This window comes from Caenimonas koreensis DSM 17982 (genome assembly GCF_009646335.1).
Lineage (GTDB): Bacteria > Pseudomonadota > Gammaproteobacteria > Burkholderiales > Burkholderiaceae_C > Ramlibacter > Ramlibacter koreensis.
In genome coordinates this window covers 19,813-40,248 of sequence record NZ_WJBU01000029.1, presented here as the reverse complement: position 1 = coordinate 40,248, position 20,436 = coordinate 19,813, and the positions used below count along the sequence as shown (strand labels likewise).

The 20,436-nt window shown below is 61.9% G+C and carries 18 protein-coding genes and 2 tRNA genes; 16 read left to right on the top strand and 4 right to left on the bottom strand.

The features are described 5' to 3' along the window. The 11 genes from GHT07_RS20595 to GHT07_RS20545 form a co-directional block, all read left to right on the top strand. Nucleotides 1-143: EF-Tu C-terminal domain-related protein (locus GHT07_RS20595; protein WP_456151240.1), on the top strand; the 143-nt coding region annotated here is incomplete at its 5' end. Between the two features lie 9 nt (nt 144-152). Further along, nucleotides 153-228, top strand: a tRNA-Trp gene (locus tag GHT07_RS20590). A gap of 121 nt (nt 229-349) precedes the next feature. Next, nucleotides 350-733, top strand: coding sequence for a preprotein translocase subunit SecE (gene secE / locus GHT07_RS20585; RefSeq protein WP_153586970.1), 384 nt, complete (start codon nt 350-352; stop codon nt 731-733). Continuing rightward, nucleotides 733-1,347, top strand: a complete 615-nt coding sequence (gene nusG / locus GHT07_RS20580; RefSeq protein ID WP_153586969.1) for a transcription termination/antitermination protein NusG — start codon at nt 733-735, stop codon at nt 1,345-1,347. Before secE ends, nusG begins: the two co-directional genes overlap by 1 nt. A gap of 125 nt (nt 1,348-1,472) precedes the next feature. Next, nucleotides 1,473-1,904, top strand: a complete 432-nt coding sequence (rplK, locus tag GHT07_RS20575) for a 50S ribosomal protein L11 (RefSeq protein WP_153586968.1) — start codon at nt 1,473-1,475, stop codon at nt 1,902-1,904. 2 nt (nt 1,905-1,906) lie between these two features. Next, nucleotides 1,907-2,602, top strand: coding sequence for a 50S ribosomal protein L1 (gene rplA / locus GHT07_RS20570; RefSeq protein ID WP_153586967.1), 696 nt, complete (start codon nt 1,907-1,909; stop codon nt 2,600-2,602). Nucleotides 2,603-2,858: 256 nt separating this feature from the next. Next, nucleotides 2,859-3,398 carry a 50S ribosomal protein L10 gene (gene rplJ / locus GHT07_RS20565; protein ID WP_153586966.1) on the top strand — a complete coding sequence of 180 codons (540 nt, stop codon included), beginning with the start codon at nt 2,859-2,861 and terminating at the stop codon, nt 3,396-3,398. Between the two features lie 26 nt (nt 3,399-3,424). Continuing rightward, the gene (gene rplL, locus GHT07_RS20560; protein WP_153586965.1) at nt 3,425-3,802 is read left to right on the top strand and encodes a 50S ribosomal protein L7/L12; all 378 of its coding nucleotides are present in this window, start codon (nt 3,425-3,427) and stop codon (nt 3,800-3,802) included. Nucleotides 3,803-4,086: 284 nt separating this feature from the next. Next, the gene (gene rpoB, locus GHT07_RS20555) at nt 4,087-8,199 is read left to right on the top strand and encodes a DNA-directed RNA polymerase subunit beta (protein ID WP_153586964.1); all 4,113 of its coding nucleotides are present in this window, start codon (nt 4,087-4,089) and stop codon (nt 8,197-8,199) included. A 21-nt stretch (nt 8,200-8,220) separates the two neighbouring features. Continuing rightward, nucleotides 8,221-12,450 carry a DNA-directed RNA polymerase subunit beta' gene (gene rpoC, locus GHT07_RS20550; protein ID WP_153586963.1) on the top strand — a complete coding sequence of 1,410 codons (4,230 nt, stop codon included), beginning with the start codon at nt 8,221-8,223 and terminating at the stop codon, nt 12,448-12,450. Nucleotides 12,451-12,544: 94 nt separating this feature from the next. Beyond that, entirely contained in the window at nt 12,545-13,105 is a 561-nt protein-coding gene (locus tag GHT07_RS20545; RefSeq protein ID WP_153586962.1) for a LemA family protein, read from the top strand. Between the two features lie 9 nt (nt 13,106-13,114). On the opposite strand, the gene GHT07_RS20540 is transcribed toward GHT07_RS20545, so the two are convergent. Next, on the bottom strand, nt 13,115-13,849 hold the full coding sequence (locus GHT07_RS20540) for a hypothetical protein (protein ID WP_153586961.1): 735 nt from the start codon (nt 13,847-13,849) through the stop codon (nt 13,115-13,117). A 109-nt stretch (nt 13,850-13,958) separates the two neighbouring features. Here GHT07_RS20540 and rsmB point away from each other — a divergent pair, with 109 nt between their 5' ends. The 4 genes from rsmB to GHT07_RS20520 are packed head-to-tail and all read left to right on the top strand — an operon-like array spanning nt 13,959 to nt 18,923. Further along, on the top strand, nt 13,959-15,305 hold the full coding sequence (gene rsmB / locus GHT07_RS20535) for a 16S rRNA (cytosine(967)-C(5))-methyltransferase RsmB (protein WP_153586960.1): 1,347 nt from the start codon (nt 13,959-13,961) through the stop codon (nt 15,303-15,305). Beyond that, nucleotides 15,277-15,918 (top strand): DUF4390 domain-containing protein, encoded by a 642-nt coding sequence (locus GHT07_RS20530; protein WP_323741044.1) that lies wholly within the window; start codon nt 15,277-15,279, stop codon nt 15,916-15,918. The genes rsmB and GHT07_RS20530 overlap by 29 nt, the downstream gene beginning before the upstream one ends. Continuing rightward, entirely contained in the window at nt 15,915-18,200 is a 2,286-nt protein-coding gene (locus GHT07_RS20525; RefSeq protein WP_323741043.1) for a sensor histidine kinase, read from the top strand. The genes GHT07_RS20530 and GHT07_RS20525 overlap by 4 nt, the downstream gene beginning before the upstream one ends. Before the next feature lie 27 nt (nt 18,201-18,227). Beyond that, on the top strand, nt 18,228-18,923 hold the full coding sequence (locus GHT07_RS20520; protein WP_153586959.1) for a response regulator: 696 nt from the start codon (nt 18,228-18,230) through the stop codon (nt 18,921-18,923). A 96-nt stretch (nt 18,924-19,019) separates the two neighbouring features. Here GHT07_RS20520 and GHT07_RS20515 read toward each other — a convergent pair whose 3' ends face one another. After that, the gene (locus GHT07_RS20515) at nt 19,020-19,250 is read right to left on the bottom strand and encodes a hypothetical protein (protein WP_228488470.1); all 231 of its coding nucleotides are present in this window, start codon (nt 19,248-19,250) and stop codon (nt 19,020-19,022) included. Between the two features lie 251 nt (nt 19,251-19,501). On the opposite strand from GHT07_RS20515, the gene GHT07_RS20510 reads away from it, so the two are divergent. Continuing rightward, nucleotides 19,502-19,577: transfer RNA gene (locus GHT07_RS20510), tRNA-Phe, on the top strand. A 154-nt stretch (nt 19,578-19,731) separates the two neighbouring features. On the opposite strand, the gene GHT07_RS20505 is transcribed toward GHT07_RS20510, so the two are convergent. After that, the gene (locus tag GHT07_RS20505; RefSeq protein WP_153586958.1) at nt 19,732-20,073 is read right to left on the bottom strand and encodes a HepT-like ribonuclease domain-containing protein; all 342 of its coding nucleotides are present in this window, start codon (nt 20,071-20,073) and stop codon (nt 19,732-19,734) included. Then, nucleotides 20,063-20,371, bottom strand: a complete 309-nt coding sequence (locus GHT07_RS20500) for a nucleotidyltransferase family protein (protein ID WP_153586957.1) — start codon at nt 20,369-20,371, stop codon at nt 20,063-20,065. The genes GHT07_RS20505 and GHT07_RS20500 overlap by 11 nt, the downstream gene beginning before the upstream one ends. Nucleotides 20,372-20,436 lie beyond the last annotated feature (65 nt).

Genomic DNA, 20,436 nt, shown 5'->3' with positions numbered 1-20,436 from the left:
AAGAGATGGTGATGCCGGGCGACAACGTCTCGATCACCGTGAAGCTGATCAACCCGATCGCCATGCAGGAAGGCCTGCGCTTCGCTATTCGCGAAGGCGGCAAGACCGTGGGCTCGGGCGTCGTGGCTAAGATTCTCGAGTGAGTTGACTGAAGGGGTATAGCTCAATTGGCAGAGCGTCGGTCTCCAAAACCGAAGGTTGTAGGTTCGATTCCTACTGCCCCTGCCACCTGAGTGGCACCGAGAAAACCAAGCCGGTCCGTGTGACCGGCGAAAAAGAAGACCCGCCGTAGCCCGGCGGGTTTGGTGTCTGGTAGACACAGTGAATTTAAAGCAGGAACGCAGCCTTCATGGCCACTTCTCAAATTGAAACCGTGAGCACCGGCGCCGACAAGGCGAAGATTGGCTTGGCCATCGCCTTGGTTATTGCGGCGATCGCCGGCTTTTACCTTCTCGGCAAGCAGGGTCAGGTCGCGCAGTGGGGTGTGCTCGTGGGCGGGCTGGCGGCGGCTGTCGTGGTGTTCGGCCTGTCGGAGTCGGGCAAAGAGCTCGTTGCCTTCGGTCGCGATTCCTGGAAGGAAGTCAAGAAGGTTGTCTGGCCGACGCGCAAAGAGGCAATCCAGATGACGGGTTACGTGATTGCGTTCTGCGCTGTCATGGCCATTTTTCTGTGGACCACCGACAAGACGCTTGAGTGGCTCCTGTACGACCTGATCCTCGGGTGGAAGAAGTAATGACCGATATCACTGATACCACTGCTGAGAATGCCTCTGCCGAAGGGGGCCAGTCTGCGACGCCCGCCAAGCCCGTCAATCCCGACCTGCGCTGGTATGTCGTCCACGCCTACTCCGGCATGGAGAAGGCGGTGGAGCGGAATATTCGCGAACGAATCACTCGCGCCGGCATGCAGGACATGTTTGGCGAGATCCTGGTTCCTACCGAAGAAGTCGTCGAGATCAAGAATGGCCAGAAGAAGACGTCCGAACGCCGTTTTTATCCGGGTTATGTCCTTGTGCAGATGATCATGAATGACGACACGTGGCACCTGGTGAAGCACACCAACAAGGTCACGGGTTTCGTCGGCGGCGCGAAGAATCGTCCTGCGCCGATCTCTGAAGACGAAGTCGGCAAGATTCTTGGCCAGATGGAGGAGGGCACCGATAAGCCCCGCCACAAGGTTGAATTCATCACTGGCGAATATGTGCGCGTCAAGGATGGCCCGTTTACCGACTTCAACGGCACGGTCGAAGAAGTCAACTACGAAAAGAGCAAAGTTCGCGTGTCGGTCACGATCTTTGGACGTGCGACACCGGTAGAGCTCGAATTCAGCCAGGTCGAAAAGACCTGAGCCACACACGTTATTGACTTTCGCGCTCATCCAGCTCGGCGCGGAAGATTTGAGGAAGAGCTGTTAACCCCGGGGAGCCGAGGTCCTTTCTGGACTCAGGCGCTATCACCCGCAAGGAGTAAACCATGGCGAAAAAAATCGTCGGTTTTGTCAAGCTGCAAGTGCCAGCAGGCAAGGCCAATCCGTCCCCCCCGATCGGCCCTGCGCTCGGTCAGCGCGGCCTCAACATCATGGAATTCTGCAAGGCGTTCAACGCCCAGACCCAAGGTGTCGAGCCCGGCCTGCCCCTGCCCGTGGTGATCACGGCGTACGCGGACAAGAGCTTCACCTTCATCATCAAGACCCCGCCCGCGACGGTCCTGATCAAGAAGGCAGTGAAGCTCGAAAAGGGCTCCGCAACGCCCCATAGCAACAAGGTCGGCAAGATTACGCGCGCTCAGCTCGAAGAAATCGCCAAGACCAAGCTGAAAGACATGAATGCCGCCAGCGTGGATGCCGCCATCCGCACGCTCGCCGGCTCTGCCCGCTCCATGGGCATCACCGTGGAAGGTCTCTGATCATGACGAAGCTCACCAAGAAGCAAAAAGCCTTGCAAGGCAAGGTTGATAGCACGAAGCTGTACGCCTTGACTGAAGCTCTGGGCATCGTGAAGGAAGCCGCAACCGCCAAGTTCGACGAATCGATCGACGTGGCTGTTCAGCTCGGTATCGACCCGAAGAAGTCGGACCAAGTCGTCCGCGGCGCAGTCGTGATGCCCAACGGCACCGGCAAGACCAAGCGTGTTGCTGTGTTCGCCCAAGGCGCCAAGGCTGAAGAGGCCAAGGCCGCCGGCGCCGATGTGGTCGGCATGGACGACCTGGCAGCGCGCGTCAAGGCTGGCGACATGCCGTTCGACGTGGTGATTGCTGCTCCTGACGCGATGCGCGTTGTGGGCACGCTTGGCCAGATCCTCGGCCCGCGCGGCCTGATGCCTAACCCGAAGGTCGGTACCGTCACACCCGACGTCGCAACGGCCGTGAAGAACGCCAAGGCCGGCCAGGTTCAGTACCGCGCCGACAAGGCCGGCATCATCCACGCGACCCTGGGCCGCCGCTCGTTCGACACGGACAAGCTGCAAGGCAACCTGGTTGCACTGATCGATGCGCTGAACAAGTCCAAGCCGGCAACGAGCAAGGGCGTGTATCTGCGTAAGGTCGCTGTTTCGTCGACCATGGGTCTGGGTGTCCGCGTGGACACGCAATCCATCTCGTCGTAATCAGAAGGCAAGAAATATCGGTAGCGCGGGAAGGCGCTGCCGGGTGTGGTGGGCTGGAGACCCTGTCAAAAGGAACTTCCAGGCCATCCAAGACCGTTGGTGTGAGCAATCGCTTAATAGGGTCCGAAGGGTCCAGCCAACGCAGATGGCGATCCCGCTGAAGATGGAATTGAGAGATTTCTGAAAACAGTTGGTCGCTGAATTGAAGGCGTGTCCGACGGTGCAAACCGGAAGGCACATTTCGAAGGAGTAGACCTTGAGTCTGAATCGCAGTGAGAAGCAAGCGGTCATTGAAGAAGTGACCGGGCTCGCAGCAAAAGCTCAAACGCTGGTGATGGCGGAATACCGCGGCATCACGGTCGCCGACATGACGAAACTGCGCAACGATGCGCGCAGCAAGGGTGTGACCCTGAGTGTTCTGAAGAACACCCTGGCCCGCCGTGCTGTCGCAGGTAGCGCGTTCGAAATCGTTGGCGAACAGATGACCGGCCCGCTGATCTACGGCTTCTCTGTGGACGCAACGGCTGCCGCGAAAGTGGTGGCTGACTTCGCGAAGACCAACGACAAGTTGGTGATCCGCGGTGGCGCCTACGGTGGCAAGTCGCTGGACGTGGCAGGCGTGAAGGCGCTGGCAAGCATTCCCTCCAAGGACGTGTTGTTGGCCCAGCTGTGTGGCTTGCTGATGTCGCCAATCTCGCGTACGGCCGTTGTGCTGGGCGCTCTGGCAGCGAAAAAAGGTGGCGGTGCTGATGCAGCTCCCGCCGAGTCCGCCCCCGCTGAGGCAGCGGCGGCCTGAACCCCAACTTAATTAGGAAATCAAAAATGGCATTCGATAAAGACGCATTCCTGACCTCGCTGGACAGCATGACGGTCATGGAACTCAACGATCTGGTCAAGGCGATCGAAGAGAAGTTCGGCGTGTCCGCCGCTGCAATGGCTGCGCCGGCTGCTGGTGGTGGCGGTGCCGCTCCCGCTGCTGCTGAAGAGAAGACCGAGTTCACCGTTCAGCTGGTGGAAGCCGGCGCTCAGAAGGTCTCCGTCATCAAGGCCGTGCGCGAAATCACGGGCCTGGGCCTCAAGGAAGCCAAGGACCTGGTTGACGGCGCACCGAAGGCAGTCAAGGAAGGCCTGAACAAGGCTGACGCTGATGCCGCCAAGAAGAAGCTGGAAGACGCAGGCGCCAAGGTCGAGCTGAAGTAATTCAGGTTCCGATCCGAGGCTGGAGGTTCCGTAAAGGGCCTCCAGCCTTTAGTGCTTTTAGGCTTAGGCCGAGAACGCACCCGAAAAAGCTGGTCCAATACTCGGTTGCCCAGTTTTTTCGAGTGTCTTCTGACCCCGACTGCAGAAGATGCCTTGGTTCGGGCGATGTGCAATGCATCGCCGTCCGCCATGGTTGGTAGTGGCCAACCCACCAAGAGCCTGGTTCCGGTACCGCCCCGGAGCTGAGGTGACAGTTGCGCAAGAGCTCATAGCCCGGAGATCTCATGGCCTATTCATACACCGAACGCAAGCGCATCCGCAAAAGCTTCGGCAGCCGCGACAGCGTGCTCGAAATCCCGTACCTCCTGCAAATGCAGAAAGACGCGTACACCGCGTTCCTGCAAGCCCACGTGCCGCCCAAACAGCGCACCATCGAAGGCCTGCAAGCGGCTTTTGACGCCGCATTCCCGATCGTCTCGCACAACGGTTTTGTCGAAATGAAGTACCTTGAGTACAACCTCGCCAAGCCAGCGTTCGACGTCCGTGAATGCCAGACTCGTGGCCTGACGTTCGCGTCTGCCGTACGCGCCCGCGTCCAGCTCATCATTTATGACCGCGAATCGTCGACGCCGCAGTCGAAGGTCGTGAAGGAAGTCAAAGAGCAAGAGGTCTACATGGGCGAAGTGCCCCTGATGACCGACAAGGGCTCGTTCATCATCAACGGCACCGAGCGGGTGATCGTCTCGCAGCTTCACCGCTCGCCAGGCGTGTTCTTCGAGCACGACAAGGGCAAGACCCACAGCTCGGGCAAGCTCCTGTTCTCGGCCCGGATCATCCCGTACCGCGGCTCCTGGCTCGACTTCGAATTCGACCCGAAGGACATCCTGTACTTCCGCGTCGACCGCCGTCGCAAGATGCCCGTCACGATCCTGCTCAAGGCTATCGGCCTGACGCCCGAATCGATCCTGGCGAACTTCTACGTCAACGACAACTTCCGCCTGATGGACAGCGGCGCGCAGATGGAGTTCGTCTCCGAGCGCCTGCGCGGTGAAGTTGCCCGCTTCGACATTACCGACAAGTCGGGCAAGGTCGTCGTCGCCAAGGACAAACGCGTGACGGTCCGCCACACACGCGATCTGGAAACCTCCGGCACGACGCACATCAGCGTCCCCGAGGACTACCTGATCGGCCGCGTCGTCGCTCGCAACATCGTCGATGCCGACACCGGCGAGATCATCGCCAAGGCGAACGACGAGCTGACCGAAGTGCTGCTCAAGAAGCTGCGCACGGCTGGCGTGCAAGACCTGCAAGTCATCTACACGAACGAACTCGATCAGGGCGCGTACATGTCGCAGACCCTGCGCATCGACGAAACCGTGGACGAGTTCGCTGCACGCGTTGCCATCTACCGCATGATGCGCCCCGGCGAGCCGCCGACCGAAGACGCAGTGCAGGCACTGTTCCAGCGCCTGTTCTACAACCCGGACACGTACGACCTGTCGCGCGTGGGCCGTATGAAGTTCAACGCCAAGGTCGGCCGCAACGAATCGACCGGCCCGATGGTCCTGACCAACGAGGACATCCTCGCTGTCGTCAAGATCCTGGTGGACCTGCGCAATGGCCGCGGCGAAGTCGATGACATCGACCACCTCGGCAATCGCCGCGTTCGCTGTGTTGGTGAACTGGCCGAAAACCAGTACCGCACCGGCCTCGCCCGTATCGAGAAGGCCGTGAAGGAACGTCTCGGCCAGGCCGAGCAAGAGCCGCTGATGCCGCACGACCTGATCAACTCCAAGCCGATTTCTGCGGCGCTCAAGGAGTTCTTCGGTGCATCGCAGCTGTCGCAGTTCATGGACCAGACCAACCCGCTGTCCGAGATCACGCACAAGCGCCGTGTCTCGGCACTTGGCCCGGGTGGTTTGACCCGCGAACGCGCTGGCTTCGAAGTGCGCGACGTGCACGTCACCCACTACGGCCGCGTGTGCCCGATTGAAACGCCGGAAGGCCCGAACATCGGCCTGATCAACTCGCTGGCCCTGTACGCCCGCCTGAACGAATACGGCTTCATCGAAACGCCGTACCGCCGCGTGGTCGACAGCAAAGTCACGATGGAAATCGACTACCTGTCGGCCATCGAAGAAGGCAAATACGTCATTGCCCAGGCCAATGCGGCCCTGGACAAAGATGGCAAGCTGACTGGCGACCTGGTCTCCGCACGTGAAGCCGGCGAATCGATTCTGGTCAGCGCAGACCGTGTCCAGTACATGGACGTGTCGCCCGCACAGATCGTGTCGGTGGCTGCTTCGCTCGTGCCGTTCCTTGAGCACGACGACGCGAACCGCGCGCTGATGGGCGCCAACATGCAGCGCCAGGCCGTGCCTGTGCTGCGCCCCGAAAAGGCATTCGTCGGCACCGGCATCGAGCGCGTTTCCGCAGTCGACTCCGGCACTGTCGTGGTCGCCACTCGTGGTGGTGTTGTCGACTACGTTGATGCAACCCGCATCGTGGTCCGCGTGAATGATGCGGAAGCCACTGCAGGTGAAGTCGGCGTCGACATCTACAACCTGATCAAGTACCAGCGTTCCAACCAGAACACCAACATCCACCAGCGTCCTATCGTCAAGCGCGGCGACAAGATCGCCAAGGGTGACGTGGTGGCTGACGGTGCATCGACCGACCTCGGCGAACTGGCCCTCGGCCAGAACATGCTGGTCGCGTTCATGCCCTGGAACGGCTACAACTTCGAAGACTCGATCTTGATCAGCGAGCGCGTCGTCGCCGACGACCGCTACACCTCGATCCACATCGAAGAGCTGGTCGTCATGGCCCGCGACACGAAGCTGGGCGCCGAAGAAATCACGCGCGACATCCCGAACCTGTCCGAGCAGCAGCTCAATCGTCTTGACGAGTCCGGCATCATCTACGTCGGCGCTGAAGTGCAGCCCGGCGACACGCTGGTCGGCAAGGTCACGCCGAAGGGCGAGACGACGCTGACGCCTGAAGAGAAGCTGCTTCGCGCCATCTTCGGCGAGAAGGCTTCCGACGTGAAAGACACGTCGCTGCGTGTGGACCAGGGCTCGCAAGGTACCGTGATCGACGTGCAAGTCTTCACCCGTGAAGGCATCCAGCGCGACAAGCGCGCCCAGCAGATCATCGACGACGAACTCAAGCGCTTCCGCCTTGATTTGAACGACCAGCTTCGCATCGTCGAAGCCGACGCGTTCGACCGTATCGAGAAACTGCTGAATGGCAAGGTCGCCAACGGCGGCCCGCAAAAGCTGGCCAAGGGCACGAAGATCGACAAGGCGTACCTCGCCTCCGTCGAGAAGTTCCATTGGTTCGACATCCGCCCGGCCGACGACGAAGTCGCTTCGCAACTCGAATCGATCAAGAACTCGATCGAGCAGCAGCGCCACAACTTCGACCTCGCATTCGAAGAAAAGCGCAAGAAGCTCACGCAAGGCGACGAGCTGCCGGCTGGCGTGCTGAAGATGGTCAAGGTGTACCTGGCCGTCAAGCGCCGCCTGCAGCCTGGCGACAAAATGGCCGGCCGTCACGGCAACAAGGGTGTTGTGTCCAAGATCGTCCCGGTCGAAGACATGCCCTACATGGCTGACGGCACACCGTGCGACATCGTGCTCAACCCGCTGGGCGTGCCTTCGCGCATGAACGTGGGCCAGGTGCTCGAAGTCCACCTGGGCTGGGCTGCCAAGGGCATTGGCCAGCGCATCGGCGACATGCTGCAAAGCGAGGCCAAGCAGGCTGAGCTGCGCAAGTTCCTCGAGACGCTGTACAACTCGACGGGCCGCAAGGAAGACCTCGCCAAGCTGTCCGACCAGGACGTGCTTGAAATGGCTGGTGAACTGTCGAAGGGCGTGCCCTTTGCAACACCGGTGTTCGATGGTGCCTCTGAAGCCGAAATCCGCACGATGCTGCATCTGGCCTATCCGGAAGAAGTTGCCAAGGCGAAGGGCCTGACGCCCACTCGCACGCAGACGCACCTGTACGACGGCCGCACAGGCGACCAGTTCGAGCGCCCGGTCACCGTCGGCTACATGCACGTGCTCAAGCTTCACCACCTGGTCGACGACAAGATGCACGCGCGTTCCACTGGCCCGTACTCGCTGGTCACGCAGCAACCGCTGGGCGGCAAGGCCCAGTTCGGCGGCCAGCGCTTCGGCGAAATGGAAGTGTGGGCGCTCGAGGCATACGGCGCCGCGTACACGCTGCAGGAAATGCTCACTGTCAAGTCCGACGACGTGCAGGGCCGCACCAAGGTGTACGAGTCCATCGTCAAGGGCGAACACGCCATCGAAGCCGGCATGCCGGAATCGTTCAATGTCCTGGTCAAGGAAATCCGTTCCTTGGGCATCGACATGGAACTCGAGCGCTCGTAATTCGGAAAAGGAAGAGAACACATGAAATCCCTACTCGACCTGTTCAAGCAATTCACGCCGGACGAGCATTTCGATGCCATCCGCATCGGCATGGCTTCGCCCGAGAAGATCCGTTCGTGGTCTTTCGGTGAAGTCAAGAAGCCGGAAACCATCAACTACCGCACCTTCAAGCCCGAGCGGGACGGCCTCTTCTGCGCGAAGATCTTCGGCCCCATCAAGGACTACGAATGCCTGTGCGGCAAGTACAAGCGCCTGAAGCACCGCGGTGTCATCTGCGAGAAGTGCGGCGTTGAAGTCACACAGACCAAGGTTCGCCGCGAGCGCATGGGTCACATCGACCTGGCCGCACCGTGCGCGCACATCTGGTTCCTGAAGTCGCTGCCGTCGCGCCTGGGCCTCGTGCTCGACATGACGCTGCGCGACATCGAGCGCGTGCTGTACTTCGAAGCCTACGTCGTCACCGACCCCGGCATGACCCCGCTGAAGAAGTTCAGCATCATGTCCGAGGACGACTACGACGCCAAGCGCAAGGAATACGGCGATGAGTTCATCGCCAAGATGGGCGCTGAAGGCATCAAGGACCTGCTCGAAGCCATCGATATCGACATCGAGATCGAACGCCTTCGCGGCGACCTGACTGGCTCTGAAGTCAAGGTCAAGAAAAACGCCAAGCGTCTGAAGGTCCTCGAAGCCTTCAAGAAGTCCGGCATCAAGCCGGGCTGGATGGTGATGGACGTGCTGCCCGTGCTGCCGCCGGACCTGCGTCCGCTGGTGCCGCTCGATGGTGGCCGCTTCGCGACCTCCGACCTGAACGACCTGTACCGCCGCGTTATCAACCGCAACTCGCGCCTGCGCCGCCTGCTGGAGCTGAAGGCTCCTGAAATCATCGCGCGCAACGAAAAGCGGATGCTGCAGGAAGCCGTTGACTCGCTGCTGGACAACGGCCGCCGTGGCAAGGCCATGACGGGCGCCAACAAGCGCGCACTGAAGTCGCTGGCCGACATGATCAAGGGCAAGAGCGGCCGCTTCCGCCAGAACTTGCTGGGCAAGCGCGTCGACTACTCGGGCCGTTCGGTCATCGTGGTGGGCCCGACGCTCAAGCTGCACCAGTGCGGCTTGCCGAAGCTGATGGCGCTCGAACTGTTCAAGCCCTTCATCTTCTCGCGCCTCGAAGCCATGGGCATCGCGACGACGATCAAGGCTGCCAAGAAGGAAGTCGAATCGGGCACGCCCGTCGTGTGGGACATTCTTGAAGAGGTGATCAAAGAGCACCCGATCATGCTGAACCGCGCGCCGACGCTGCACCGCCTGGGCATCCAGGCGTTCGAGCCGATCCTGATCGAAGGCAAGGCCATCCAGCTGCACCCGCTGGTTTGCGCTGCGTTCAACGCCGACTTCGACGGCGACCAGATGGCCGTCCACGTACCGCTGTCGGTCGAAGCGCAAATGGAATGCCGCACGCTGATGCTGGCCTCCAACAACGTGCTGTTCCCCGCCAACGGCGAGCCCTCCATCGTCCCGTCGCAAGACGTAGTGCTGGGCCTGTACTACACGACGCGTGAGCGCACCAACGCCAAGGGCGAAGGCATGATCTTTGCCGACATCGGTGAAGTGCAGCGCGCGCTCGACGCAGACCAGGTCGTGCTCACGGCCAAGGTCAACGTCCGCCTGACGGAGTGGACCAAGGACAAGGAAACGGGTGAATTCGTTCCCTCGACCTCGATCGTCGAGACGACCGTCGGCCGCGCGCTGCTGTCGGAAATCCTGCCCAAGGGCCTTCCCTTCTCCAACATCAACAAGGCGTTGAAGAAGAAGGAAATCTCCAAGCTGATCAACACGTCGTTCCGCAAGTGCGGCCTGAAGGAAACCGTGGTGTTTGCAGACAAGCTGCTGCAAAACGGCTTCCGCCTGGCCACCAAGGCCGGCATCTCGATCTGCGTGGACGACATGCTCGTGCCGCCGCAAAAGCCCGAGATCATTGGCCGCGCCGAGAAGGAAGTCAAAGAGATCGAACAGCAATACGTCTCCGGCCTCGTGACTTCCGGCGAGCGCTACAACAAGGTGGTGGACATCTGGGGCAAGGCCGGCGACGAAGTGTCGAAGGTCATGATGGCCCAGCTCGCCAAGGAAAAGACGATCGACCGTCACGGCAAGGAAGTGGACCAGGAGTCGTTCAACTCCATCTACATGATGGCCGACTCGGGCGCTCGCGGTTCCGCCGCGCAGATTCGCCAGCTCGCCGGTATGCGCGGACTGATGGCCAAGCCTGACGGCTCCATCATCGAAACGCCTATCACCGCGAACTTCCGCGAAGGCCTGAACGTGTTGCAGTACTTCATCTCCACCCACGGTGCTCGTAAGGGCCTGGCGGATACGGCGTTGAAGACGGCCAACTCCGGCTACCTCACGCGCCGCCTGGTTGACGTGACGCAAGACCTGGTCGTTGTCGAAACCGATTGCGGCACGCACGACGGCTCGCTGATGCGCGCCATCGTCGAAGGCGGTGAAGTGATTGAGTCGCTGCGCGACCGTATCCTCGGCCGCGTTGCCGCTGACGACGTGCTGCATCCGGAAACCCGTGATGTGCTCGTCAAGGCCGGCACGATGTTCGACGAAGAAGGCATCGATGAACTCGAAGCCATCGGTGTCGACGAAGTGAAGGTCCGCACGGCGCTCACCTGCGCCACGCGTTTCGGCCTGTGCGCCAAGTGCTACGGCCGCGACCTCGGCCGTGGCGGCCTGGTGAACGTTGGCGAAGCAGTCGGCGTGATTGCAGCGCAGTCGATCGGCGAGCCGGGCACGCAGCTGACGATGCGCACGTTCCACATCGGTGGTGCGGCATCGCGCGCGGCAATCGCTTCGAGCGTCGAAGCGAAGTCCAACGGCTCCATCGGCTTCAACAGCACGATGCGATACGTGACCAACTCCAAGAAGGAGCTGGTGGTGATCGCGCGTTCGGGCGAGATCATCATTCACGACGAGCACGGCCGCGAGCGCGAGCGCCACAAGGTGCCGTATGGCGCCACGCTGGGCGTGAAGGCTGACCAGACGATCAAGGCCGGCGCCATCCTCGCCAGCTGGGATCCGCTGACGCGCCCGATCATTACCGAGTTCGCCGGCCAGGTGAAGTTCGAGAACGTCGAAGAAGGCCTCACGGTTGCCAAGCAGGTCGATGAAGTGACCGGCCTGTCTACCCTGGTGGTCATCAAGTTCGACCCGAAGCGCTCTGCCAAGGTCATCCGTCCGCAGGTCAAGCTGATCGACGCGCAAGGCAACGAAGTGAAGATCCCCGGCACCGACCACTCGGTGACGATCGGCTTCCCGGTGGGCGCGCTCATTCAAGTGCGTGATGGCCAGGACGTGGCTGGCGGCGAAGTGCTCGCCCGCATCCCGATCGAAGGCCAAAAGACGCGCGACATTACCGGCGGTCTGCCGCGTGTGGCCGAGCTGTTCGAAGCGCGTTCGCCCAAGGACAAGGGCGTGCTCGCCGAGATCACCGGCACGGTGTCGTTCGGCAAGGAGACCAAGGGCAAGATCCGCATGCAGATCACCGACCCGGACGGCAAGGTCTGGGAAGAACTCGTGCCCAAGGAAAAGAACATCCTGGTGCACGAAGGCCAGGTGGTCAACAAGGGCGAATCCGTGGTCGACGGCCCGGCCGATCCGCAGGACATCCTGCGCCTGCTGGGTGCCGAAGAACTGGCGCGCTACATCGTCGACGAAGTGCAGGACGTGTACCGCTTGCAAGGCGTGAAGATCAACGACAAGCACATCGAGGTGATCGTTCGCCAGATGCTGCGCCGCGTCGTGGTCGAGAGCGTCGGCGAGTCGAGCTACATTGCCGGCGAGCAAGTCGAGCGCTCGGAGATCCTGGACACGTGCGACGCATTGCGCGCCGAGAACAAGATCCCGCCGACGTACAGCAACCTGCTGCTCGGTATCACGAAGGCGTCCCTGTCGACCGACTCGTTCATCTCCGCGGCTTCCTTCCAGGAAACCACGCGCGTGCTGACCGAAGCGGCCATCATGGGCAAGCGCGACGAGCTGCGCGGCCTGAAGGAAAACGTCATCGTCGGCCGCCTGATTCCCGCAGGCACCGGCATGGCCTACCACCAGGCGCGCAAGGCGAAGGACCAGATGGACGAGGCCGAGCGCCGCGCCATCGCCGAATCCGAAGCCCTGGAACTCGCCGGCATGGGCGAAGGCGCTGTGGAAACGGAAGCCAATGAAGGCACGCCGCTGGCCGAGTAACTTCTGCCTGCTGGCTGTTCGCGGTTGATTCGCGGACAACAAAAAGCCCGCCTCGAAAGAGGTGGGCTTTTTTTACGCCGTAAACTGGCCCGCGATGACGTCGTCGATTGTGCTCTGGTCGCTCGCAGCCTTGCTCCTGTTCTGGAGCGTGGGCGCATACAACCGCCTCATGCGATTGCGTGCCGCCGCCAAATCGACTTTCGAGACGCTGGAAGCCGAGCTGTCCAGGCAGGTGGAGCTCGTGCGCACCCAGCTGCCCGCCGCGGACGCTGCGCAGCCCGCATCGATGCATGACGACACCACTTTCTGGACCGCTCTGCACGCTGCGGCCAACCAGTTCGCAGCGTCGCTGAATGCCGCCAAGAACAAGCCACTCGACGGCGAAGGAATTGCCGCTCTGAGCGCCGCGCAGGACGTGCTGGCCATGGCCTGGGAGCGAGCCGAGCGCGATGACGCACACGACCTCGCAGGCCCCCGCTTGCCTGACACCGTGATCGCGCGCCGCGCGTTACTGTCGCAGCAGGCAGGCGTGGCCGTCGAGCAGTTCAATGCCGCGGTCGCGCGCTACAACACGGCGATCGGACAGTTCCCGGCCATGTTGCTGGCGTGGCTATTCGGGTTCAAGGCGGCCCGGGGGCTGCAATTGCGCTCGTGACGCGAGTGCTCAGACTTCCTGAGCGGGATCTGCCATTTCGACCTCGTCTTGCACCGGCTGCACAGTGTGCGATTCGGGATGCCTGCTGAGGCAGCCGATGATGCCTGCGCCAGCACCAACTGCGCCAATTGCGATCCAGACCCACTTGAGCGGGTCAGCAGAGCAGGAAGGGGTTTCGTACGCAGGAGGTGAAGAGGCACGGCACTTATCGCTGGACTGGAATTCATGTAACAGTTTTGGCTGGACCAACTCGGTGCCGTTGAATGGGAAGGCGTCCTCCCCGCTGGGGTTCAGCGGATAAATATCTTTGCAAGGGGGCGCACCGTCTGGCGTATTCGGCCGGTCGAGATAAGTGCGGTTCGGGTCCTGGGAGAAGTGGTGGACGCGGTAGGTCGCCTCGGGCAGATCGGCAGCGCCACTCCAGTCGGGACAAGTCGCGTTCACGAGCGCTGTGGTGTGATTTCCATACTCGGCTGGAAGTGATGCATTGCAATTCGGAGCGGGAGGCTCTCCGTCAATGAAGAAGTGAAGTGCTGCCTCACCGGGCAATAGGACTGCAATACCATCTCGGGGGATGTCGTAATACAGAGGCCCGTGTGGTCCGTTGGTTGCCGCCAGCGCGATGGGAGGCGGGCCAAACGACAGCGGCGCGGACTGCTCAAAGGCGTTTTGATTTGCTGAACGTTCATCGCGAACACCAGACGCAAAAGCCAGGGCGACAGTCCCTGCGAAAACTGCTCTCATACGGGTTACTCCTGTAAAGCATCGGGAAATTCCGACGAAGGCTGTGTTGTATCGATTCAGCATCAATGAGTCGCCCGACTTCGGTCTTGCGTACTGACACAATCAGCCCATGACAGGTCAGGCCCTCCCACTCTGGCGGCAGCTTCAGGCTGCCGCTTCTGTTTTGCAGTCCGTGCGCGAAGGCGTATCGGCCACGGCCGCGCTCGCACGCGTCGATGGCACCTTGCGCCCTGCCGCACAAGCACTGGCGTTTCAGACACTGCGCAACCTCGGCCGTGCCGAAGCGCTGCGACGCCTCATGGCCAACCGCCCACCACCGCCGCAAGCCGATGCGTTGTTGTGCACCGCACTCGCGTTGAGCTGGCGCAACGACGAAGCGCCCTACGAAATCTTCACGCTGGTCGACCAAGCTGTTGAAGCCGCAAAGCGCGATCCGGCAACGAAAGCGCAAGCGAATTTCGTCAACGCATGCCTGCGCCGCTTCCTGCGCGAACGCGATGCGCTCGTGAGCGCCACCGACCGCAACCTGGTGGCGCTATGGAACCATCCATCGTGGTGGATCGACCGGCTGAAGAAAGACCATCCACAACACTGGCAGCAAATCCTTCAAGCGAACAACACGCATCCGCCGATGACGCTTCGCGTGAATGTGCGCAAGACCACGCAAGCCGACTACCTTGCGCTGCTTACGCAAAGGGGCGTCGAAGCGCAACCGGTGGGTGACTACGGCGTGATCCTCTCGCGTGCCATGCACGTGCCGGCATTGCCGGGCTTTGCCGATGGCGCGATCTCCGTACAAGACGCTGCAGCCCAGTTGGCCGCGCCGCTGTTGCTAAGTGGCGTGCCTGTGCAAGACCGCCCACTGCGCATCCTCGATGCGTGCGCCGCACCCGGCGGCAAAACCGCGCACCTGCTCGAACTCGCGGACGCAGAAGTCACCGCGCTCGACATCGACCCGCAGCGCTGCGAGCGCATCCATGAAACGATGGAGCGCCTGGGCCTGAAGGCCAAGGTCGTCACCGCAGATGCCGCGCAGCCTGACAGCTGGTGGGATGGCCAGGCCTTCGACGCGATCCTGCTCGACGCGCCCTGCACCGCATCGGGCATCGTGCGCCGCCACCCTGACGTGCGCTGGCTGCGCCGCGAAACCGACATCGCGCAGCTCGGCCTGCAGCAGTCCAGATTGCTCAAAGCCCTGTGGCCCATGCTCGCTGTGCACGGGCGGCTTCTGTACTGCACTTGCTCGGTATTTCGCCCTGAAGGCGAGGGGCAGGTGCAAACGTTTCTTGCGCACAACAAAGCGGCGCTTTTGCGGCCCGCCCCTGGCCATTTGCTGCCCCAAACAGGGGCAAAGACTTCAGCGCTCCCGGACAATCTGGAAGGTGATCACGACGGTTTTTATTACGCGTTGCTGGAGAAAATCGATCTTGCCGCTGCCGATCGCAGCGGTGCTTGAGCGCGCCTTTGCCCTGTGGCGCACGGTGGGCCTTTTGGGCCCGTTGTGCCTGGCACTGCTGCTGCTCGTAGCCCAGCCGGTAGCCGCGCAATCAACGCCCACTGAAGTGTCGCAGTTGCGGCTGGAGCGCAATGAAGACGGCGTGTTCCTCTCTGCCACCATCAAGTTCGATTTGCCGCCCGTGGTTGACGACGCGCTGGCCAAGGGCATACCGATGTTCTTCGTGGCCGAAGCCACGCTGCTTCGCGACCGCTGGTACTGGTACGACAAGCCCGTGAGCAATGTGGCGCGCCACATGCGCCTGTCGTACCAGCCGCTCACGCGCCGCTGGCGCCTCGTCGTCTCGCCAACACCCGTTGGCAACTCAGGCGTGGCGCTGGGCCAGAGCTTTGACACGCGTGAAGAAGCCCTCGCTGCCATTCAGCGCATCTCGGGCTGGAAGATCGCTGAGCCGTCTGAAGTGGACCCTGACGCGCGCCACAACGTGGACTTCCGCTTCCGGCTCGATGTGTCCCAACTGCCGCGCCCGTTCCAGATAGGCGCCGTCGGCCACGCTGACTGGAACATTGCCGCGTCGCGCAACCAGCGGCTCACCGTCGAGACTGTCAAGTGAGCGCCGGGCAGCAAGCGCCAACACGGCAGGCGCTGCGCTCGTCGAGCGCCTTCCGCTGGGCGGTGGGCGTGGGCGCGGCGATGGTCGTGGCCATCGGCATCGTGCTGATGTTCCTGCTCACGCAAGCCACCAACAATCGCGAGCTGTACGAGCGCAATTACGGCCGCCTGTTCGTGCTCAACATGGTGGTGGCGGGCCTGCTGCTGGTGGTGATTGCGTGGATCGCAGCGCGGCTGTTCTCGCGCCTGCGGCGCGGCAGGTTCGGCAGCCGCCTGCTCGTGAAGCTTGCGGCGATCTTCGCGCTCACGGGCCTGCTGCCGGGGCTGCTGATCTACGTCGTGTCATACCAGTTCGTGTCACGCTCCATCGAAAGCTGGTTCGACGTGAAAGTCGAAGGCGCCCTTGAAGCAGGTTTGAATTTGGGCCGCGCATCACTCGACGCGCTCGCCAGCGACCTGGCCGCCAAAACCCGCGCAGCCGCAGCGCAAATCGCGGAGATGCCCGAATCATCGGCGCCACTGGCGCTAGAGCGCCTTCGTGAACAGCTGCCCGCCAACGACGTGCTGCTGTGGAGCGGCAACGGCCAGCTGATTGCAAGCGCGGGCCAGTCGCGCTTCCAGCTCAATCCCGACAGGCCCTCCACGCAGCAGATCCGCAATGTGCGCGCGCAGCGCTCGCTCGCGGTGATCGAGGGCATCGACGATCCAGACCCAGCCACCGCCGGCAACGCACGTGTGAAGGCGCTGGCAATCGTGTCGCCCACCACCGCGACAAGCCTGCTCGGCGAGCCGCGCATCCTGCAAGTCACGCAGTCGCTGCCCGCCACACTCGTTGCGAATGCTGTTGCCGTGCAGGAAGCCAATCGCGAATACCAGGAGCGTGCATTGGGCCGCGACGGCTTGCGGCGCATGTACATCGGCACACTCACGCTGAGCCTCTTCCTCGCGGTGTTGGGTGCCGTGCTGCTCGCGGTGATCCTGGGCAACCAGCTTGCGCGGCCGTTGCTGCTGCTCGCGGCAGGCGTGCGGGAAGTGGCCGCAGGAGACCTGTCGCCCAAGCCCGCGCTGCAAGGCAAAGACGAACTCGGCGGCCTCACGCGATCATTCGCAGAGATGACGCAGCAGCTGGCAGACGCGCGCACCGCAGTCGACAAAAGCATGATGCAAGTCGACGCAGCGCGCGCCAACCTGCAGGCGATTCTGGACAACCTCACGGCCGGCGTCATCGTGCTCGACGAGAAGGGCAACATCCAGTCGACCAACCCCGGCGCGACGCGCATCCTGCGCACGCCGCTTGCGGTGTATGAGGGCATGCCGCTCGCATCCGTAGAAGGGCTCGAGGCATTCGGGCAAGCCGTGCAGCAGCAGTTTGACGACTACATGAACGAGCGCCGCCAGCACGGGCTGGACCACTGGCAGCAGTCGTTCGAGCTGAATGCATCGCAACTCGGCACCACGCAAATGTCGATCACGCTCGTGGCGCGCGGCGCAGAAATGCCATCAGACACACCGGGCAAGACAGCGCGCCTGCTGGTGTTCGACGACATCTCTGAAATCGTTTCGGCGCAGCGCGCGCAGGCTTGGGGTGAAGTCGCGCGGCGCCTCGCGCATGAAATCAAGAACCCGCTCACACCCATCCAGCTTTCAGCCGAGCGGCTGGAGATGAAGCTGGCGGGCAAGCTTGTTGGCGCAGACGCAGCGCTGCTCGCCAAATCAGTGCAGACCATCGTGGACCAGGTCGACGCGATGAAGCGGCTGGTCAATGAGTTTCGCGATTACGCGCGCCTGCCCGCGGCCGAACTCAAGCCAGTGGACCTGAATGCGCTCATCGCCGACGTGATGCATATGTACGACCGCGACGGCATCGACCGCGACGACAACACAGGCCATGTGCCGGTGGTGTCGGAGCTGGACCCGAACATCCCGCACGTGATGGGTGACGCGCAGCAACTGCGGCAAGTGATCCACAACCTGCTGCAAAACGCGCAGGACGCGACAGAAGGCCGGCCCGAGCGCAAGGTGACCATTCGCACGCAGTGGAACGACGCAGGGCACCGCGTGCGGCTGGTGGTGCAAGACACAGGCAGCGGCTTCCCCGACCACATCCTCAAGCGCGCCTTCGAGCCCTATGTAACGACCAAGGCCAAAGGCACGGGCTTGGGCCTTGCCGTCGTGAAAAAGATCGCGGATGAGCACGGCGCACGAGTCGACCTCCTGAATCGAGTGGAAGAAGGAGTACTCATGGGAGCCCAAGTGTCGCTATCATTCGCAGTTGCGACTTAACAACACTCGAAAAAGCATCCGGTACCTATGGCAAACATCTTGGTGGTCGACGACGAACTCGGCATACGCGACCTGCTCTCAGAAATCCTGAACGATGAAGGCCACAACGTTGAACTGGCAGAGAACGCGGCGCAAGCGCGTGCTGCACGCGGCAGAACGAGACCAGACCTGGTGCTGCTCGACATCTGGATGCCCGACACCGATGGCGTGACGCTGCTCAAGGAATGGTCCACCACGGGCCTGCTGAGCATGCCGGTGATCATGATGAGCGGCCACGCCACCATAGAGACAGCGGTGGAAGCCACCAAGATCGGCGCGCAGTCGTTTCTTGAAAAGCCGATCACCATGCAAAAGCTGCTGAAGGCCGTTGAAGCCGGCCTGGCCCGCAACAGCCCCGGCATGGCGCGCAAGCCGGGCATGCAAGGCGTAGCAGTGTCCGTGCTGGCGGACTTGACGGTCGAGGCGGCGATGACAGGCGGCCAGACCCTGCCACCAGTGGTGGAGATGGGCCCGCAAGCGCGCCAGCTGTTCGAGCTGGACAAGCCGCTGCGCGATGCGCGCGATGAATTCGAAAAGTCGTACTTCGAGTTCCACCTGGCGAAGGAAGGTGGATCGATGACGCGCGTGGCCGAGAAGACGGGGCTGGAACGCACGCACCTGTATCGCAAGTTGAAGCAGCTGGGCGTGGACTTGTCGCGCGGCAAGCGCAGCGCGGCCTCTTAACTCCCTCCCCCTCTGGGGGAGGGCCGGGGTGGGGGCACTCCCCTCGCCCAAAAAAAACGGTCGCCGCAGCGACCGTTTTTCATTGCCCATCAGCAATCACTTAGCAGCGGCCTCAGGTTTGACCCCAACCACCGGCTGCCCTTCGTTTTCCGCGCGGCGATCAAACACCAGTGTCTGGCCGAACACCAGCTGCACCCACGTCGGGTACGTGTAAGCCGTGCCCTTGTTGTGATCGATGATCGCGCCGATGCCGCCGCCAAAAATGATGTTGCCGGCCAGGCGCGCATTGGCACGCGAAATTGCGCGGCCCACTGCGTCAGAGTTCATCGGATCCTTGCAGGTGATGTCCATGTCTTTGCTGGAGCGGCGCACCTGTGCAGGAGCCCGCGCATGCTAACTGACGAGTTGCGGAGCCCTGCATGGGCTAAACCATCGCTCACGCGCAGAAGACGGATGCGACCTGAACTGCGGGATTGCCACATTCCGGAAAGAGCAGCTCGTTGTGCGTGCGAATCCGGGTGGTTCTTTCCTGCCCCCGCCTCGACCTCATTTCACTCCGGCTATAATCATTAGCTCACGGCCCGGTAGCTCAGTTGGTAGAGCAGCGGATTGAAAATCCGCGTGTCGGTGGTTCGATTCCGCCCCAGGCCACCAGAATCAAACGCCTCGGAAGCTTCACGGCTCCGGGGCGTTTTCACGACTGGCTGGCGCTAGTTGATATGCCCGGTCATGCCATCACGAGTGATGATGGTGAAGTCACATTAGTCGAGCAGCGGATGCTCTAGTTCAGGCACTTCGGCCGGGCAACTTATGGTTGCGCGAGCAGTCGATCAAGAGCGGCCCGCAGTGAGTCCAGGCTGCCTTCGATAACGCCCCACACAATCCGGTTGTCTACGCTCGCGTAGCCATGTGCAAGCACGTTCCGAAAGGCGACAACGCGGGGTAGATCAGCAATGGTTGACGCCGTCGCGGGATCAACTCGGGATAAGCGATTGAGCGCCTCCCCAACAATCTCGAACTGACGTTCAACGGCTGATCGCAGAAAGTCGTCGGCCTCGTAATCAGCGAGTGTTCGACCTTTGGTGAATCTCGCTACGCGATCAGCGGCCTGCTGCGCATCCCACAGCAGTTTTTCCGCATCAGGATGCATAGATCACCTGCCGCTCAGCGCTCACGCGCCGGCGCAGGAAAGGGTTCGTCAGGCTGCTCGGCGTCAGCAGGTCCACCGGCCGGCCGAACAAGGTTTCAAGGCCCTCCTTCAACTCAAAGAAGGCTTGGGCATATGCGGCCGGGGGCACGCTGTCGAACTCGACCAGAAAATCCAGATCGCTTTGTTGGGGATCGAAGTCAGCGCGTGTGACGGATCCAAATGCATCAAGCCGCCGCGCGCCTGACCGTTGGCACAGTCTGGCGACTTCGTTGCGATTGCGGTCGAGCAGGGCGTTCATGATTGATGATCTGCGCGAATTATGCCGCCAAGCCCCCGCTAGCTGCGTGCCCCAGCCCCCAAAAT

What these genes read in the sequence shown, in the direction of transcription:
- secE (WP_153586970.1), top strand. Translation starts at nt 350, where the DNA reads ATGGCCACTTCTCAAATTGAAACCGTGAGCACCGGCGCCGACAAGGCG.
- nusG (WP_153586969.1), top strand. Translation starts at nt 733, where the DNA reads ATGACCGATATCACTGATACCACTGCTGAGAATGCCTCTGCCGAAGGG.
- rplK (WP_153586968.1), top strand. Translation starts at nt 1,473, where the DNA reads ATGGCGAAAAAAATCGTCGGTTTTGTCAAGCTGCAAGTGCCAGCAGGC.
- rplA (WP_153586967.1), top strand. Translation starts at nt 1,907, where the DNA reads ATGACGAAGCTCACCAAGAAGCAAAAAGCCTTGCAAGGCAAGGTTGAT.
- rplL (WP_153586965.1), top strand. Translation starts at nt 3,425, where the DNA reads ATGGCATTCGATAAAGACGCATTCCTGACCTCGCTGGACAGCATGACG.
- rpoB (WP_153586964.1), top strand. Translation starts at nt 4,087, where the DNA reads ATGGCCTATTCATACACCGAACGCAAGCGCATCCGCAAAAGCTTCGGC.
- rpoC (WP_153586963.1), top strand. Translation starts at nt 8,221, where the DNA reads ATGAAATCCCTACTCGACCTGTTCAAGCAATTCACGCCGGACGAGCAT.
- GHT07_RS20545 (WP_153586962.1), top strand. Translation starts at nt 12,545, where the DNA reads ATGACGTCGTCGATTGTGCTCTGGTCGCTCGCAGCCTTGCTCCTGTTC.
- GHT07_RS20540 (WP_153586961.1), bottom strand. Translation starts at nt 13,849, where the DNA reads ATGAGAGCAGTTTTCGCAGGGACTGTCGCCCTGGCTTTTGCGTCTGGT.
- rsmB (WP_153586960.1), top strand. Translation starts at nt 13,959, where the DNA reads ATGACAGGTCAGGCCCTCCCACTCTGGCGGCAGCTTCAGGCTGCCGCT.
- GHT07_RS20520 (WP_153586959.1), top strand. Translation starts at nt 18,228, where the DNA reads ATGGCAAACATCTTGGTGGTCGACGACGAACTCGGCATACGCGACCTG.
- GHT07_RS20515 (WP_228488470.1), bottom strand. Translation starts at nt 19,250, where the DNA reads ATGAACTCTGACGCAGTGGGCCGCGCAATTTCGCGTGCCAATGCGCGC.
- GHT07_RS20505 (WP_153586958.1), bottom strand. Translation starts at nt 20,073, where the DNA reads ATGCATCCTGATGCGGAAAAACTGCTGTGGGATGCGCAGCAGGCCGCT.
- GHT07_RS20500 (WP_153586957.1), bottom strand. Translation starts at nt 20,371, where the DNA reads ATGAACGCCCTGCTCGACCGCAATCGCAACGAAGTCGCCAGACTGTGC.